The 17,278-nt window shown below is 41.8% G+C and carries 13 protein-coding genes and 4 tRNA genes; all 17 read right to left on the bottom strand.

Going from position 1 to position 17,278, the window contains the following annotated elements:
* Positions 1-79: 79 nt before the first annotated feature.
* The gene (gene gshA, locus M998_RS14950; protein WP_068439614.1) at positions 80-1,639 is read right to left on the bottom strand and encodes a glutamate--cysteine ligase; all 1,560 of its coding nucleotides are present in this window, start codon (positions 1,637-1,639) and stop codon (positions 80-82) included.
* Positions 1,640-1,823: 184 nt separating this feature from the next.
* A tRNA-Arg gene (locus tag M998_RS14945) sits at positions 1,824-1,900 on the bottom strand.
* Positions 1,901-1,995: 95 nt separating this feature from the next.
* A tRNA-Arg gene (locus M998_RS14940) sits at positions 1,996-2,072 on the bottom strand.
* A 113-nt stretch (positions 2,073-2,185) separates the two neighbouring features.
* Positions 2,186-2,262 (bottom strand) — tRNA-Arg (locus tag M998_RS14935).
* A gap of 11 nt (positions 2,263-2,273) precedes the next feature.
* Positions 2,274-2,366: transfer RNA gene (locus M998_RS14930), tRNA-Ser, on the bottom strand.
* A gap of 436 nt (positions 2,367-2,802) precedes the next feature.
* Positions 2,803-2,988: a carbon storage regulator CsrA gene (csrA, locus tag M998_RS14925; protein ID WP_068439612.1), complete on the bottom strand. Its 186-nt coding sequence runs from the start codon at positions 2,986-2,988 to the stop codon at positions 2,803-2,805.
* 229 nt (positions 2,989-3,217) lie between these two features.
* Positions 3,218-5,845 carry an alanine--tRNA ligase gene (gene alaS, locus M998_RS14920; protein WP_068909590.1) on the bottom strand — a complete coding sequence of 876 codons (2,628 nt, stop codon included), beginning with the start codon at positions 5,843-5,845 and terminating at the stop codon, positions 3,218-3,220.
* A 346-nt stretch (positions 5,846-6,191) separates the two neighbouring features.
* A complete protein-coding gene (gene recA, locus M998_RS14915) occupies positions 6,192-7,259 on the bottom strand; it encodes a recombinase RecA (RefSeq protein WP_068439607.1) in 1,068 nt (355 codons plus the stop codon).
* 94 nt (positions 7,260-7,353) lie between these two features.
* The gene (gene pncC / locus M998_RS14910) at positions 7,354-7,869 is read right to left on the bottom strand and encodes a nicotinamide-nucleotide amidase (protein ID WP_068439606.1); all 516 of its coding nucleotides are present in this window, start codon (positions 7,867-7,869) and stop codon (positions 7,354-7,356) included.
* Between the two features lie 18 nt (positions 7,870-7,887).
* Positions 7,888-9,087 carry a lysophospholipid transporter LplT gene (gene lplT / locus M998_RS14905; protein ID WP_068439603.1) on the bottom strand — a complete coding sequence of 400 codons (1,200 nt, stop codon included), beginning with the start codon at positions 9,085-9,087 and terminating at the stop codon, positions 7,888-7,890.
* A gap of 1 nt (position 9,088) precedes the next feature.
* Positions 9,089-11,236 (bottom strand): bifunctional acyl-ACP--phospholipid O-acyltransferase/long-chain-fatty-acid--ACP ligase, encoded by a 2,148-nt coding sequence (aas, locus tag M998_RS14900; protein ID WP_068909589.1) that lies wholly within the window; start codon positions 11,234-11,236, stop codon positions 9,089-9,091.
* Positions 11,237-11,348: 112 nt separating this feature from the next.
* Positions 11,349-11,846, bottom strand: coding sequence for a shikimate kinase AroL (gene aroL, locus M998_RS14895; RefSeq protein WP_068909587.1), 498 nt, complete (start codon positions 11,844-11,846; stop codon positions 11,349-11,351).
* 134 nt (positions 11,847-11,980) lie between these two features.
* Positions 11,981-13,234, bottom strand: a complete 1,254-nt coding sequence (gene proA, locus M998_RS14890) for a glutamate-5-semialdehyde dehydrogenase (RefSeq protein ID WP_068909585.1) — start codon at positions 13,232-13,234, stop codon at positions 11,981-11,983.
* A 2-nt stretch (positions 13,235-13,236) separates the two neighbouring features.
* Positions 13,237-14,340: a glutamate 5-kinase gene (gene proB, locus M998_RS14885; protein ID WP_068909604.1), complete on the bottom strand. Its 1,104-nt coding sequence runs from the start codon at positions 14,338-14,340 to the stop codon at positions 13,237-13,239.
* Positions 14,341-14,454: 114 nt separating this feature from the next.
* Positions 14,455-14,856, bottom strand: coding sequence for a sigma factor-binding protein Crl (gene crl / locus M998_RS14880; RefSeq protein WP_068439595.1), 402 nt, complete (start codon positions 14,854-14,856; stop codon positions 14,455-14,457).
* 71 nt (positions 14,857-14,927) lie between these two features.
* Positions 14,928-16,178, bottom strand: a complete 1,251-nt coding sequence (gene frsA, locus M998_RS14875) for an esterase FrsA (RefSeq protein ID WP_068909583.1) — start codon at positions 16,176-16,178, stop codon at positions 14,928-14,930.
* A gap of 205 nt (positions 16,179-16,383) precedes the next feature.
* The gene (gene gpt, locus M998_RS14870) at positions 16,384-16,848 is read right to left on the bottom strand and encodes a xanthine phosphoribosyltransferase (protein ID WP_068439590.1); all 465 of its coding nucleotides are present in this window, start codon (positions 16,846-16,848) and stop codon (positions 16,384-16,386) included.
* Positions 16,849-17,278 lie beyond the last annotated feature (430 nt).

The raw sequence follows: 17,278 nt of genomic DNA, 5'->3' as shown, positions 1-17,278 counted from the left end.
TGAAAGACGCGCAATTTTGTTATCATCCCTAATTCTCTAAGATATTTTTTGTTTGGCCACTTAGTGTGGCCATTTTCTTTTAGCGTCCTGCGTGTATCTGTAAATAATCCTCAAAACTTTCCGTTTCACTCTCTTCCATTCTTGCTTGCTTTTCAATGGAAGCTAATCGAGCTTGTTCAAACTGTTCTTCCGTGATCACTTCATATGGCTCATTGATCAGTTGCTCATAATACTTTTCAGCTAACTCTAGACCATAGCCACCAATACCTTTTTCCAACATTTCGTCCATGACGAGTGCTGAATAGGTTAGCGTTGGATCTTCGAACATCGCCACAAATTCATGGCAAACATCTTGATATTTAGCATCACAACAAGGATCGAGGACTTCAGCAACACGGATTAAATCTTTAAATAGCTGTTGCCCAACCTCAACTAATGGCTTGACTTCACTTCCACAACCAAAGCCGATCACTTGGCCCGGTTTTCGACCTTCGAGGATCACACGGTTCCAGTTCTGACGGCAACAATCGAGTTCTTGAGCATTCATTTCAGGTGCATCAGCAAGGACACACCAAATTAAGAATAGATCAACAAAACGTGATTGTGTTTCATTCACGCCAATTGCGCTAAACGGATTGATGTCGAGAGAACGAACCTCGATATATTCAATACCGCCACGTAAAAGCGCATCAGAAGGCGATTCAGTGCCTTTTGGTACACGTTTAGGCCTGATAGGTGCATATAATTCATTTTCAATCTGTAGCACATTGGTGTTCAGTTGGACATATTTGCCCTCTTTCTTTACACCCAGCTTTTCAAATTCAGCAGAAGGCTTGTGAATGGCTTTTTTCAGATTTTCCACATACTCATCTAAATGATTAAACGTGATGTTGAGATCACTTTGTGACTTGTTTGTATAACCAAGATCACTCATTCGTAGAGAGGTCGCAAATGGCAAGTAATAAGTGCCGCATTCGGTTTTGTCAAAAGTTAATGTGGTATCTCTATCTTTAAGAAAAGAGCCACAAATAGCCGGTGATGCACCAAATAAATAAGGGATAACCCAACCAAAGCGGTAATAATTTCGAATTAAGCGGAGATAACCATCTGAAATTTGCTCTTTCCCGCTTTCGGCATCTTTGACGCCAGCCCAAGCCTGCCAAAATTCAATTGGCAATGAGAAATTGTAATGAACACCCGCTATCGTCTGCATCAATGCGCCATAACGATTTTTAAGCCCTTCACGGTAAAGCGTTTTAAAGCGCCCTACGTTAGAAGAACCATATTGAGCCAGTGTAATTTTATCTTCACTTTCAATAAAACAAGGCATGCTCAACGGCCACATTCTTTCATTATGAAGATGGCGAGCCGTATAACGGTGCAAATCCCTGAGAAAAGCCAAATTATGGCTGATACTTTTATCTACAGGTGTAATAAATTCAAGTAAAGACTCTGCAAAATCTGTCGTGATCCATTTATGTGTTAATGCTTTCCCCAGTTCTTCAGGGTGTAATGTCTCTGTAATAGAGCCTGTTGGTGTTACACGCAATGTTTCACGCTCAATGCCACGTTGGATGCCATTGAGGGTTTCTGGGTGCGCCTCTAACCATGAGAGCGCTTTAGATACGTCCGGGATCAAATCGACCTCCCGCCTGTGATTTAGTTTTATATTATTAAGGTGTTTACTTTAGCTTAAATCACAAAAATTGTCGCTGTCTAGATGTGTGGTTTATTAATGGATGATTTTGTGAAGTGTAAGTAAAAATGACACGATAAATTTTAGGCAAAAAAAAGCTCCTCTTTAAAGAGGAGCTTTTTAATGATGGTGCAACCGGGAGGATTCGAACCTCCGACCGCTCGGTTCGTAGCCGAGTACTCTATCCAGCTGAGCTACGGATGCAAAATTTATTTTCTGTCGATAATCAATCGACTCTCAGCAGCAAGAAACTAGATATAAAGTAGTTTTAAGATTCACTAATAAAATTAGTTAAGAAATGGTGCATCCGGGAGGATTCGAACCTCCGACCGCTCGGTTCGTAGCCGAGTACTCTATCCAGCTGAGCTACGGATGCATGTTATGCAACAACAAATTTCTTTATCAAAAACGCACTTTTTAATTCTTGCTGTATTTTGGCATTTTAAAACCAAAATAAAACCCCATCAGATTCACTCATAGGGTTGAATATGGTGCAACCGGGAGGATTCGAACCTCCGACCGCTCGGTTCGTAGCCGAGTACTCTATCCAGCTGAGCTACGGATGCACAATCTAAAATGGCGGTGAGGGAGGGATTCGAACCCTCGATGCAGCTTTTGACCGCATACTCCCTTAGCAGGGGAGCGCCTTCAGCCTCTCGGCCACCTCACCATATTTTAGTTACACATGATTTGTTTTTTCAAACATCTCGTCTCTGTGTGGCGCACATATTACGTTCCTAGACTTAGAAGTCAAACAATTTTTCCAAACTTTTTGCATTCCGCAGTCTGTTTGCACATTTCACAAGCAAGATGCTTAGTTTACCACCGAAAAATAGTTTTATCAGCCGTTATTTGCATGACTTTATGAATAAAAACAGAGTATCAAAAATAATGAATCGGGTTCATTATTTTACATTTTTGTCACTATCATGGACAAATATCAACCAATGGCAATTAAATGCGAAGAAAATAAAATAGATGGTATTGTGTAAAATGATTTACTAACGAGTTAAATGAATAAAAAACGAACTAATTAGATGGTATAAAAAGTACAAGACAAGCGTCCATTCTTGCTGTGCGGTCAATAACTGGACGCTTATTCATTATTATTGATTATCTGATTGAGTCTTTTCAGCCTGGATCCGTTGATAAATTTCTTCACGGTGAACAGAAACCTCTTTTGGGGCATTAACACCAATGCGAACTTGGTTGCCTTTAACGCCCAATACAGTAACTGTTACCTCATCGCCTATCATGAGTGTTTCACCAACTCGACGAGTCAGAATAAGCATTCTTTGCTCCTTGAAATATTAAAAGAGTCGGGTCTCTAGGTATCCCCCGCTATTGTCCATCACACACCGTGAAAACGTAAAGCAATGACATTCACCTAAAGAATTGATGCCATCAAGGCAAGCATTCTAATTATTTACAAGCAAAATATAACACTACCCGCAACACTTTAACAATGCTGCAACAGATTAAAGTTGCCTCATAAAATGATGAGGCAACTTAGATAAGCTTTTATAGACGTGAAGTCACCCACTCTTCAACGCTGCTCATCGCTGCAGGTAACGCACTCACGTCCGTCCCCCCGGCTTGAGCCATATCTGGGCGTCCACCACCTTTACCACCTACCTGCTGTGCAACATATGATATCAAATCACCGGCTTTAACTTTAGCAGTCAAATCATTAGTCACACCAACGATCACACTGACTTTATCACCACTTGTTGTTGAAAGCACGATAATCGCTGATTTCAACTGATTTTTGAGGTCATCAACCATTGTTCTCAATAGTTTAGGTTCAGTATCACGCAATTCGCTTACCAATAATTTAACGCCTTTGATCTCTTTTGCTTTACTGCTTAGTGAAGCACTTTCTTGAGAGGCTTGTTGGTCTTTTAGTTGCAAAATCTCTTTTTCTAATTGACGAGACTTATCTAATGCAGACTTAACTTTCTCTACTAGATTATTAACATCACCTTTTAATAAGTGAGCAATTGCTGAAAGTTGTTCTGACTGGCAATGTACATTTTCAATCGCCATTGCACCTGTTGTTGCTTCTATACGACGAACGCCAGCAGCTGTACCTGATTCACTTAAGATACGAAATAGACCAATGTCACCCGTGCGGCTTGCGTGAGTACCACCACATAATTCAATAGAAAAATCGCCCATGCTAAGAACCCGCACGCGTTCATCGTATTTTTCACCAAATAATGCCATAGCACCTTTCGCTTTAGCGCCCTCTAAATCCATCAATTCAGTTTCAATTTCTGAATTTTTACGAATTTGAGCATTAACAATATCTTCCACTTGGCGTAATTCATCAGCTGTCATTGCTTCAAAGTGAGAAAAATCGAAGCGTAGATATTTATCGTTAACTAAAGAACCTTTTTGAGAAACATGTTCGCCTAAAACTTGACGCAGTGCAGCATGCAGTAAATGTGTTGCAGAGTGATTTAAACGAATTGCATTACGTCTTTCAGTATTAATTTTAGCATTAATACGGTGGTTTATAACCAATGAGCCGGATTCAACCTTACCAATATGCCCAATCGCCTGACCATATTTTTGAGTATCAGTTACAATAAAATTAGCGCTTTCATTGTGCAAGGTTCCAGTGTCACCAACCTGCCCACCTGATTCTGCATAAAATGCGGTTTTATCAAGAACGACTAAACCTTCATCCCCTGCATTTAATGCATCAACTGGCTGACCATCTTTGTACAGCGCAGTGATAGTGGCCTGTTGTTCATCGTATTGATAGCCAGAAAATTCACTACTTTTTTCAACTTTGATCAATGAGTTATAGTCAGCACCAAAGCCACTTGATTCTCTCGCTCGACGGCGCTGATCTTCCATCGCACGTTCGAAACCTTCTTCATCCACTTTGATATTGCGCTCACGACAAACGTCAGCCGTTAAATCAATTGGGAAGCCGTAGGTATCGTATAGGCGGAATGCGGCTTCACCTTCAAGCGTATCCCCTTTTAGGGATGCTAATTCTTCATCTAATAACTGAAGACCGCGCTCTAAAGTACGGGCAAATTGCTCTTCTTCCGTTTTAAGAACTTTTTCTACCATTGCTTGTTGACGTTGAAGCTCATCGGCAGCTGATCCCATTACGTTGATCAGTGGTGCAACCAACTTATAGAAAAAGGTTTCTTTTGCGCCCAGCATATAACCGTGACGAACCGCACGGCGAATGATACGACGAAGCACATAGCCACGACCTTCATTCGACGGAATAACGCCATCACTCACCAAGAATGCGCAAGAGCGAATATGATCGGCAATAACGCGAAGTGATTTATTGGATAAATCGCTTGCACCTGTTGCCGCCGCAGCCGCTGAAATTAATTCACGGAAGATATCAATATCGTAGTTAGAATTAACGTGTTGCAATACAGCAGAGATACGCTCAAGCCCCATACCTGTATCTACAGAAGGCTTAGGCAGTGGCTCCATCGTACCGTCTGATTGACGGTTAAATTGCATGAAGACAAGGTTCCAGATCTCAATATAACGATCACCATCTTCTTCAGGGCTACCCGGAGGTCCTCCCCAAATGTGATCGCCATGATCATAAAATATTTCTGTACATGGGCCACATGGTCCAGTATCACCCATTTGCCAAAAGTTATCAGAGGCATAAGGCGCACCTTTGTTGTCACCAATACGAATAATACGCTCTGCTGGAACACCAATCTCTTTGTTCCAAATGTCATAAGCTTCATCATCAGTAGCATATACGGTAACCCACAATCTTTCTTTTGGTAGGTTGAACCACTCGTTGCTCGTCAGTAATTCCCAAGCAAAGCGGATCGCATCATGCTTAAAATAATCACCAAAGCTAAAATTGCCTAGCATTTCAAAGAAGGTGTGGTGGCGGGCTGTGTAGCCTACGTTTTCTAAATCGTTATGTTTACCACCGGCACGGACACAACGTTGTGCGGTTGTCGCTCGGGAATATGCTCTCTTATCCAGACCAAGAAATACATCTTTGAACTGGTTCATCCCTGCGTTTGTGAACAATAAAGTAGGGTCATTATTGGGCACTAGCGAACTGCTGGCGACCACCTGATGACCTTTCGTATGGAAAAAGTCGAGAAACGCTTGGCGGATCTCAGCGGTGCTTTTACTCATATTTATCCCGATATCAAGCTGGAAACAAAATTACGAATTGTTGAGATGGCATGTAACATCACCTCTAATCAACTCTCCGATTAAAAAGTGACTGATAAGATAAAGTCTCTTTATGTAGAAGTAAAATATATACTCACTATACCTAGAGTATAGATACATCCATTCGCAGTTTTCATTGTAAAGCGTCTAGATATTTTCTGAAAGTATGTTTATACCTATCGCTGGCTTATTTTTCCATATAAACACGAGCCAATAAACTATTATTATAATGGGCAAAAATAAAAAAACGCTGCCCGTAAAGGAGCAGCGCTTATTATTGACAGATTTATCAACCAACTAGAGACTATTAGATTTCTTCTTTAGTCTCTTCTTCTTCAGAATCATTCTGGAAGTCAGCCGCTGCACTACTAAATTCACCTGTGTGATTTAATAGCATGTCACGTAATTTTGTGTCGATTTCAGTGGCAATTGCTGGATGCTCTTTAAGGTAAGTTGTCGAATTTGCTTTACCTTGGCCGATTTTATCACCGTTGTAGCTATACCAAGCACCTGCTTTTTCGATCAGTTTATGTTTCACACCAAGGTCAATCAGCTCACCAACAGTATTAATACCTTCACCGTAAAGAATTTGGAATTCCGCTTGTTTAAATGGCGCAGCCACTTTGTTTTTTACAACTTTAACGCGCGTTTCATTACCAACGATTTCTTCACCATTTTTCACAGCACCAATACGACGAATATCTAAACGTACTGAAGCATAAAATTTAAGTGCGTTACCACCTGTTGTAGTTTCAGGGTTACCAAACATCACACCAATTTTCATACGAATTTGGTTAATAAAAATTAAAAGTGTATTAGATGTTTTTAAGTTACCCGCCAACTTACGCATTGCTTGGCTCATCATACGAGCAGCAAGACCCATATGCGAATCACCAATTTCGCCTTCAATTTCAGCTTTAGGTGTTAAAGCCGCAACGGAGTCAACAATGATGACATCAACAGCACCAGAGCGAGTTAATGCATCACAAATTTCTAACGCTTGTTCACCGGTATCAGGCTGAGAACAAAGTAGGTTATCAATATCAACACCCAATTTTTTAGCATAGACAGGGTCTAACGCGTGCTCAGCATCGATAAATGCGCATGTTTTACCACTGCGCTGTGCCGATGCAATAACTTGCAAAGTTAACGTTGTTTTACCGGAAGATTCAGGACCGTAGATTTCAACAATACGTCCTAATGGCAGACCACCAGCACCTAGTGCTATGTCGAGTGATAAAGAGCCCGTTGAGATGGTTTCAACATCCATTGAGCGGTCTTCGCCAAGGCGCATAATGGAGCCTTTACCAAATTGTTTTTCAATTTGACCTAGTGCTGCAGCAAGTGCTTTTTGTTTGTTTTCATCAATAGCCATTGTTCACTCCCTAAGTGCAATGATGTAAATCACTGCGAATAAAACGGTTGAATTCGGTTTGTTGGAACTAAGTATACTGTATAATCATACAGTATCAAGAAGATTTTTCACTTATGATTTTCAAAAGCATCTCAAGCGCATAAGCGGTTGATTGTAAACGAACTTGGTTTCTATCGCCTTGAAATACACAGTGTTTAGTTGATATAGCAATGGTATCATCAACTTGTTTTTGGGCAAAACCAAACCAGACTGTCCCAACCGGTTTTTCCGTACTGCCGCCACCCGGACCTGCGATACCACTCACTGAAATAGCGAAATCTGCCTTCGCTTCGTTTAGCGCACCCAGTGCCATTTCGCTAACAACTTGTCCGCTGACTGCACCAAATTGCTGTAATGACGCATCTTTAACTCCAATCATTTGGTGTTTTGCTTCATTACTGTAGGTGACAAAACCACGATGAAAATAGTCCGAACTTCCAGCAATATCAGTCAGTACCTTGGCAAGCCAGCCCCCAGTACAAGATTCTGCGGTTGTCACCGTTTTACCTTGTTGTAATAGACGTTTACCAAGTTGAATACTTAATGCTTCGAGCTGTTTCTCATCCGTCATTTTGTTGTTTACCCCTGTTTAGCTTTTTTTACGAGCACGATCCCAAATCCATAATCCCGCAATGGCAATTGCAAAGACAGCCCCAAAGCCAATTCCGACATTAATGACAGATAATCCCGTTTTTATTGCCAAAGAATACAATCCTAACATAATTAGCATTGCGCTGTTTTCGCCAAGATTTTGCACTGCAATCGCATTACCTGCCCCTACCGTCTCTTTCCCTTTTTCTTGTAAAAGTGCATTAAGAGGAACAACAAATAACCCACCAAAGACACCAAGAACAATTAAGATAAAGTAGGATGGCAGCAGATTTGTTTGCAGAGAAAGCAAGATAACCATGATACCAATGACTATCCCCGCAGGGATGCAACGATAAACCGTTTTGAGTGTAATAAATTTAGCGGCCAGCCCAGCCCCCGCAACAATACCAATGGCAACCATTGCATTTAAGATAGTCGGCGTGGTGTTATCTTGTAATCCAAGAGCAATAGGTACCCATGCCACTAATAAAAAACGTAAAGTAACACCAGCGCCCCAAAACAAGCTGGTTCCGACTAATGAAAAACGGCTTTCTTGATTTGCCCATAATATGCGACAAGCAGCGAAAAAATCGGACAATAGCTGTTTGACATTCCAGCCTTTAGCCGGTCTCGCAGCAGCAAGATGGGGAATAAAGAAGTTAACACCAACGGCAAGCGCATATAAAGCAGCGCACGTGCCCAGCGCCAACATCAAATTAATGTCCGATAGCATTCCACCAACCACTGAACCGACTAAGATCGCCGCAATCGTTGATGCTTCCATCATGCCATTCGCTTTAACCAGGTTATCTCCCCCAGTTAACTCACCCAAGATCCCATATTTAGCAGGAGAATAGGATGCTGCGCCAATCCCAACTAGCCCATAACACAGGAAAGGATTGAGCCCGATACAAATACCTAACGCACCAATAAACTTGAAGATATTAGAAAATAGCATGACACGGCCTTTTGCAAAGCGGTCAGCAATTTGGCCAACAAAAGGGGCCAAAATGATATAGGTAAAAACGAATACCATTTGTAAAATTGGGTGGCTCCATTCTGGGTAAAACTCAGCTTTGAGTTGTGCCAAAATAGCGAACAGTAACGCATTATCCGCAAAAGCAGATAAGAATTGAGAGGCTAAAACGGCCTTCATGCCTTTACTTAATAAAGGTACTTTTGGCGTGACATCATCCATATTACTCATCCTTCAAGGCCATTTGTTTGAGTGTAACAAAATCCGTTTTTCCACTGCCTAGTACAGGGAGTTCTTTTATCCAACGAATATCACGCGGAACCGCAAGCTCGGTTAGTCCTTTGCTTTTTGCTGCCGCAGATAATGCACTGCGATCGAGATCTTTATCCGTGGTGAATAACACTAAGGCTTCACCTTTACTGCTATCGGGTTTAGTGACAACCCCATGGTTAGCATTGGGTGATAGACTAAAAATCATTTGTTCGAGGCTTTCTAAGGAGACCATTTCCCCCGCAAGCTTGGCAAAACGCTTGACTCGACCTTTGATGGTACAATAATTTTTACTATCTAATTCAACGATATCACCCGTGTCATACCAGCCTTGTTCTTTTTCACCTTGTTGATTTTCCGCACTCGGTGTTTCTAAGATGCCGGGCGCTTCAACACGCAAATAGCCTTTCATGATATTAGGGCCTTTAAGCTGTAACTTACCGCCGTTTTCAATGCCAGAGATCGGGATAATTCGTGCGTCCATTTTCGGTAGAATTTGTCCTACAGAGCCCGCTTTAGCTGCCATCGGCACATTAATAGAGACAATCGGGGCGCATTCTGTCACGCCATAACCTTCAAGAATTCGAATACCAAATTTATCGAACCAAATTTTCTTGGTGCTATCCGATAATTTTTCAGCGCCAGCAACAACATAGCGTAGGCGAGCAAAATCATATTGATGGGCAAATCGCGCATAATTCCCTAAAAAGGTCGATGTCCCGAAAAGCACAGTACAATTTTTATCGTAAACCAATTCAGGAATAATTCGGTAGTGCAAAGGACTTGGATAGAGGAATATACGGCTTCCAGAGAAAAGTGGAATAAATAGGCCTACCATTAGCCCAAAGGCATGAAATAGCGGTAGTGATGACATAAAACGATCACGAGGTGTAAAATCTGCAATGGTCTTAATTTGTTCAACATTCGCCATCAAGCTACGATGGCTATGTACTACCCCCTTTGGGGTGCCTTCTGAGCCTGACGTGAACAAAACAATCGCTTCATCATCGACTTTCCGTGGGATTATCGCTTTATGGGGGGCATATAAATGCTTAACAATCCAAAGTTTATCTTGCCAAGTTACGGTGTCTTTTAAATCTTCAAGGTAGATCCAATTGGCTTCAGGAACTTGTTCCGGTATATGCGTCAAATTCCCTTTTTCTAAAAATTGGCGAGAGGTAAATACCACTTTCGCGGCGGATGCTTTCAGTGCATTGCTAATACCATGACTACCCGCTGTGTAGTTAAGCATCGCAGGTACTCGGCCTCGCATTAATGAGCCAAATATCGCAGCAGCAGTAACGGTTGTATTCGGAAGTAAGAGCCCTATACGTTCATTTTCGTGAGTATAACGCTCAATAATACGCCCTACTCCTAAGGTTTTTTTGAGTAGACCTTGGTAAGTGTCTTCTTTAAAAGCAATATCTTCGATACAAGGTGTTCGCCGACCGAATCGTTCAATGCTATCGATAAAGGCTTCTACTAATGTCATTTGCGGGCGACAATCCATGCGCGCAGATTTCATAATTTGGTAGAGATGCTCACCCGCTAGACTGCGACGTTCTACCGCTCGAGGCGCTTCTGGCATGGGAATAGTTTCAGCAGGCAAGATATGTAAGGTAATTTTAGGAAACCATTTTAATGGGATAATGCCTTTTAAATACCCAAAATGACTACGCTCTGCTCCTTCGATACGTATAGGAACCACTTTAGCGCCTGACTTAGCAGCAACAAAAGCAGCCCCTTCATAAATCTTCATTAAAGAGCCATGGACGGAAATTCGCCCTTCAGGGAAGATAACAATTGGTCTTCCTTTCTCGACTTCTTTGACTAGGTGCCTAAGACCTAAAGGATTAGCAGGGTCGAGAGGGATAATATCGGCGTAAGGCTTAAGTCGCTTGATCATTTGCGGTGTAGCAAATGAGGAGTACACCGCAAATACAGGTTTTACTGGCAAAAAAAGGGCAATTAAAACACCATCAAGAAAAGAGACATGATTAGGTGTAATCAAGCATTTATCTTGATTGAATTCTTTCGCGTCCCCGACAACTTGAACACGAAATAGAAATTTAAGCAGTGCTTTGACAATTTTTGCCAACATAATGGTTCCCTGTATTATGATTATATATTTCAGTTAATAATTATACACGGTTATTATTATGTCGCGATAAAACTGATAACGCTAAGCGGTTTATTCCTAAAGCACCGTTAAATTAGATTAAATCTTTTAGCTGCTGAACGATAACTTCAACGGGTTGTGTTGCATCAATTACATGATGTGCCGTCGCACGGTAAATAGGTTCTCTTTGCTGCATAACCTCTTCGATTTCCGCTAACAGAGACTTACCCGTCAAACTCGGGCGTTGGTCTGCTTGAGGTTCAGCGGCTAAGCGTTGCACAAGAACGTTAGGGTTAGCATTCAAATAAACAACAGTGCCGTTATCACGCATAACACGCTGATTTTCTTCAGCAAGAATAATCCCACCGCCCGTTGAAACAATCACATTATCTTGCTTAATTGACTGTAATACATCACTTTCTAATTGACGAAAGTAGTCCCACCCATGTTGCTCAACAATTTCAGCAATACTTTTGCCTGCACGCTCTAAAATAAGCTTATCCGTATCGACAAACTGATACCCTTTATATTCAGCAAGCTGCTTACCGATAGTTGTCTTTCCTGAACCTCTTGGACCGATAATGTAAAACATCAATATTCATCCCATCATCATGATTGTTACGTCACATTCGCCATACATATAATAACTGCGGGGCGGTCAAAAACGGCAAACAATGAAAAAATAAAGCCACACAACAGTGTGGCCTTGTTATTTACATGTAAATGTTAAGCGCGACTTAAAAAATCACCATACCCAATCCATTTATATGTGGTTAATGCATCTAGCCCCATCGGGCCGCGAGAGTGTAATTTTTGAGTGCTGACAGCAACTTCGGCACCGAGTCCAAATTGCCCGCCATCCGTAAAGCGCGTACTTGCGTTCACATAAACCGCTGATGAATCTACACACTGGACAAAATAATCCGCCTGACGAATAGACTCAGTCAAAATTGCATCTGAATGAGCGGTTCCATAATGGCGAATGTGATCAATTGCGGCATCAATATCCGCAACAATTTCCACGTTAAGATCCAAAGATAGCCACTCATCAATTAAATTTTCAGGTTTTACATCAACCACTTTAGCGGGGCCTTGCAATAAAAATGGCATTGCTTGCTCACTCGCATGCAATGTCACTTTTTGCTGTGCCATTTTCTCACTTAAGCGAGGTAAGAAATCTGCTGCAATACTTTGGTGAACTAATAGCGTTTCTAATGAGTTACATGCGCTTGGGCGCTGTACTTTCGCGTTAGTAATCACATTCAATGCTTTATCAAAATCGACTGTTTCATCAACAAAGGTATGACAAACCCCAATACCCCCCGTGATAACAGGAATGGTCGATTGTTCACGACAGAGTTTATGCAGCCCTGCGCCACCTCGAGGGATCAACATATCCACATATTTGTCTAATTTTAATAACTGAGCGACCAATTCACGATCAGGGTTGTTGATAGCTTGCACTGCATCAGCAGGTAATCCACAACGTTCAAGCGCTTTTTGGATAACACTGACAACAGCAAGATTAGTCTTGTGTGTCTCTTTACCCCCACGCAAAATAACGGCATTACCTGTTTTTAAGCACAATGAAGCCACATCAACGGTGACATTAGGGCGTGCTTCATAAATAACCCCAATAACACCCAACGGGACTCGACGACGTTGAAGGTCTAAACCGCTATCCAGTTTACTCCCCTCAATCACTTGGCCTACAGGATCGGCTAACTGGCAGACCTTTCTCACATCATCTGCAATGCCTTTTAAGCGAGCTGGTGTTAGAAGCAAACGGTCTTGCAATGCCTCTTTCATGCCACTTTCTTTCGCTTGAAGCATATCTTGCTGATTAGCCGATAAGATCACATCGCTTTCTTGTTCTAATAAATCTGCGATTTGCTCAAGTGCTGCATTTTTTTGTTTTGTACTTAGCTGGGCTAATTGCCATGAGGCAACTCTAGCCGCTTTACCCATTTGTTCTAACATAATTAACCCACTATCATATCATCGCGATGAACGGCTACAGAACCATGTTCATAACCTAATATACGACCAATTTCTTGTGAATGGTGACCCGCAATCATTCTTAAAGCATCACTATTGTAATGGCTAACACCATGAGCAAGATCTTTTCCCGCCATGTTACGAATGCGAATTACAGCACCTCGTGAAAAATCACCTTCGATTTTTTTAATCCCTTTTGGCAATAATGAGCTGCCTTTTTCCATGATGGCGAGTTGTGCACCATCATCAATATAAATATCTCCCGCCGCTGGCGCACCGAAAATCCAACGTTTACGGTTTTCCATGGGGTTTTCTTGCCCATAAAAGCGAGTGCCAACAGGGATGTTTTCAATCACGGCATTAATGACATCAGGCTTATTTCCCGCGGCAATAATAACATCAATCCCCGCTCTTCCAGCAATATCCGCAGCTTGTAATTTCGTCGCCATGCCACCGGTGCCTAAGCCACTCACACTTCCTCCTGCCATTTGACGCAACTCATCGTTAACACCATAAACTTCAGGGATCAGTTTAGCTTCTGGATTGCTGCGTGGATCAGCATCATACAAACCTTCGATATCAGTCAGTAATAAAAGTTTGTCTGCATCTCCGAGGATCGCTGCAAGCGCCGATAAGTTGTCGTTATCACCGACTTTTATTTCTGCGGTTGCCACCGCATCATTTTCATTGATAACCGGAATAATTCCGTTATCCAATAATGCTTGAAGTGTGTCCCTTGCATTTAAAAAACGTTCTCTGTCTTCTAAATCAGCACGGGTTAACAGCATTTGGCCAATATGAATGCCATAAATAGAAAATAACCTTTCCCATAATTGAATCAAACGACTTTGACCAACCGCCGCTAACAACTGTTTAGATGCAATGGTCGCTGGTAGTTCGGGGTAATTAAGGTGCTCGCGACCCGCCGCAATTGCGCCAGATGTCACGATAATAATACGGTGCCCTTTTTCATATTGTTGCGCACATTGCCTTACCAGCTCAACAATGTGAGCTTGATTTAAACGGCGTGAGCCCCCTGTCAATACACTGGTTCCTAGTTTAACCACCAGCGTCTGGCTATTTTTCATCATTTTTCTGCCATTAGGATTAATAAAACAAAGTAGGTATCATTTTTATCAGGAGAAGCGCGCTATGCCAACAGGCATAACGCAAAATTCAATAAAAGTTAGTTTAAAACAAATTTATGCGCTTAATTCCAGTTTTAATTCTGTCATTAGTGGCGAGGGAAGGAGGGTTAATTCAAGTTCAGATAACTGTCGCGAAAGCTTTTGATGAAACGATATCAAATTTTTTTCTATTGCTTCCTGTGTAGCGGCATCTTTTAATGCCTTAACCTGCCAACTACCATGGCTATTATATAATCCAAATTGATATGAAAATTCAAAACCTTCACTTGTTGCCACTAACTTTAGCCACCATCCCCAAAACTCACGCTTCTCTGGGGCAATGTTCGCATTCACGCAAACAACTAAACTATCAAAAAAATAGCAACCGTTGAGAGATTGCTTTTCGCGTAGATATGGACCCATTGCAGCAAATTTCTTTAAATACTTTCCATTTGAATAATCAGTCGGTAAAGCCATGTTAAGGATCTCCTTCTTGGGAAGATCCATTTGTAACAAAAGCCAAGAAATAAGCAAGTTATTCAATAAAATTAAAGTATTTTTGTTTTAAGCCACTCCGTTGTTTCACTGAGGGATTTCTCAAAATTAGCAAATACTGGGCTGCTTGGTAATGTGACTATATGGCTATCGACTGATGATCGCCTAATCAAATCGGACTCTGCTTTAGGGCTATAAATGTCATTTTCCAAATGAACAGACATCATCGGAACCTTGCTACGCTTCCCGAGAAGCCCTTGATTTTTAAGTGAGTAACAACTCAATTCGTGACGTAACGATGTCCCATCCACGTGGTAAATACCAAGCCGACTGGCAAATACGTCCAACACCATACGCGGAATATCTCGCTGATATTTATCTTCATTCAATAAGCTATGGACAATTGGCCCGATAACCGCAACTGCTTTGATTTTATCAGGGCACATATAAGCAAGTCTTAATGCTATATTCGCACCGAAACGCATACCAACGATGCCAAAGCGAGTGTTATCAATCCAAGGTATGGTAGCTATCTGACGAACAACTTGCTCATGTAGCGTACTGGTTTCTTGAGAGAGCTTATATTTGATTGAGTAGCCAATAGAGGGCATGTCTAACGTCAGCATCGCGATACCAAGTGGTTCCAAATAATCACGAAAATAGCGGCAAAAATCGATTTGCAGGCTATCTAACATACCGCAGACCATCACGGTAGGATAAGGTCCTTGCACATTAGAGGGGATATGCAAGAAGCCACAAACTTCTTTACCACCTTCAATTTTGAATGCGATTTTTTTCAGTTGGTATTGGGAAAACTGCGCTGCACTGTCATAGGCTTTACAGGCAAGAAGAACCGCTTGGTCGGCTAACTCATCACCTTTGATGAAAGGATAGGCGGCGATGCTGTAGAGGTTGGCTGCACGCAACCATGCATCACCAGCCTTCTCACCCTTTTCAAATTCTAATGCTTTTTGTTGCCAGTGCATTGCTTGGGTTGACCATTCAAAGCACCAGTTACCGCGCCGATTACCAATAACAGTATCAAGAAGGGCATTGTTGCTGCGATCGGCATCAGATACCGCGATGCGACTCAACACATCTTCAATTTCCAACACGTCTATGCCACGCCAAATCCACATTAGGCGGTTAATCATGCGATACCAACCTGCATGCTGGGAACCATTTAGCGCGCTGTGGTCATTGATTTGTGGCATATCATGGGATGAATAAGAAACCAGCGTTGAGGTTTCTGTTTGCCTAACTCTGGGTTTAAACAATTTTTCAGAGAGATTTTGCTGAGTCATTCTGATCACCTATTCGTACAACTTTAAATATGATAGATCTTATGAAAAAAATGAGGGGAGCACATCATTTTGCACTCCCCTCATATCGTATCGTATTTTTGATAAATGTCTTAGGTTTTAATGTTTTTATTACGATTTAAAAGTGTTTTAACTCTTTATTATCGCTATATTTTCACCTTTGAGTTATCAGGACGAAACATAAATTTTAGTTATCTTGTTCGCACAGTGGTTTTACAAATACAACCCCCATATCCCATGGTTGTTCAATCCAAGTATCTTGTGGGATATCAACGACATAATCATCAACTAGTGGACGACCCGCTGGCTTTGCAAAAATCGTGACGAAGTGGCCTTTCGGGTACATATCGCGGATAGCTTGCGCTGTACCGCCAGTATCAACTAAGTCATCAATGATGATGAAGCCTTCGCCATCACCTTCAGCGCGTTTGATAACATTTAATTCGCGTTGATTATCATGATCATAGCTAGAGATACAGACAGTATCAACGTGACGAATACCAAGCTCACGAGCAAGGAGTGCTCCAGGAACGAGACCACCGCGACTAACCGCGATAATACCTGTCCATTGGTCTACTGGTAATAAACGTTGTGCGAGTTTTCGGGCATGTATTTGCAACATATCCCACGTTACGACATATTTTTCGCTCATAAAATTCGGGTCCCGACATTTGAGTAAAACAGAAATGTGTCTTGCGGAAAAAAGGTTGCGCGAGATTATAGTGATTCGGCGCGGTAAAAACCAGTAAAAAGCACCGAATGGCTCGAATTAATATCATTTGCGCTGTCCATTGTTCAAAATAAAGTGTTATTCTGAGTCAATGCGTAAAGCCGCTTACGGCTTGAGTACTCACACTTAAGTACAACCTAATAAAAGCGGTACACCCTCGTCATTTCGTAGCCTTTAATTATGCCAGCTATGCTATAAATTGAAGAAAGAGAGGCGCTCTTCGTTAAGCGAGCCCCCTAAATAGTTCAAGTTGTGGCTAGGCGGTAAGTGAAGATATCTCGGGGAGCATACATAAGTATGTGACTCGAGTAGCTGAGCGCAACCAACAACGCTACGGCTTGAAATATGACGG

The organism is Providencia heimbachae ATCC 35613, from assembly GCF_001655055.1.
Lineage (GTDB): Bacteria > Pseudomonadota > Gammaproteobacteria > Enterobacterales > Enterobacteriaceae > Providencia > Providencia heimbachae.
This window is presented reverse-complemented; position numbering and strand designations above follow the sequence as displayed.

What these genes read in the sequence shown, in the direction of transcription:
- frsA (WP_068909583.1), bottom strand. Translation starts at nt 16,178, where the DNA reads ATGACTCAGCAAAATCTCTCTGAAAAATTGTTTAAACCCAGAGTTAGG.
- crl (WP_068439595.1), bottom strand. Translation starts at nt 14,856, where the DNA reads ATGGCTTTACCGACTGATTATTCAAATGGAAAGTATTTAAAGAAATTT.
- alaS (WP_068909590.1), bottom strand. Translation starts at nt 5,845, where the DNA reads ATGAGTAAAAGCACCGCTGAGATCCGCCAAGCGTTTCTCGACTTTTTC.
- csrA (WP_068439612.1), bottom strand. Translation starts at nt 2,988, where the DNA reads ATGCTTATTCTGACTCGTCGAGTTGGTGAAACACTCATGATAGGCGAT.
- proA (WP_068909585.1), bottom strand. Translation starts at nt 13,234, where the DNA reads ATGTTAGAACAAATGGGTAAAGCGGCTAGAGTTGCCTCATGGCAATTA.
- lplT (WP_068439603.1), bottom strand. Translation starts at nt 9,087, where the DNA reads ATGGATGATGTCACGCCAAAAGTACCTTTATTAAGTAAAGGCATGAAG.
- recA (WP_068439607.1), bottom strand. Translation starts at nt 7,259, where the DNA reads ATGGCTATTGATGAAAACAAACAAAAAGCACTTGCTGCAGCACTAGGT.
- pncC (WP_068439606.1), bottom strand. Translation starts at nt 7,869, where the DNA reads ATGACGGATGAGAAACAGCTCGAAGCATTAAGTATTCAACTTGGTAAA.
- aroL (WP_068909587.1), bottom strand. Translation starts at nt 11,846, where the DNA reads ATGTTTTACATTATCGGTCCAAGAGGTTCAGGAAAGACAACTATCGGT.
- aas (WP_068909589.1), bottom strand. Translation starts at nt 11,236, where the DNA reads ATGTTGGCAAAAATTGTCAAAGCACTGCTTAAATTTCTATTTCGTGTT.
- proB (WP_068909604.1), bottom strand. Translation starts at nt 14,340, where the DNA reads ATGAAAAATAGCCAGACGCTGGTGGTTAAACTAGGAACCAGTGTATTG.
- gpt (WP_068439590.1), bottom strand. Translation starts at nt 16,848, where the DNA reads ATGAGCGAAAAATATGTCGTAACGTGGGATATGTTGCAAATACATGCC.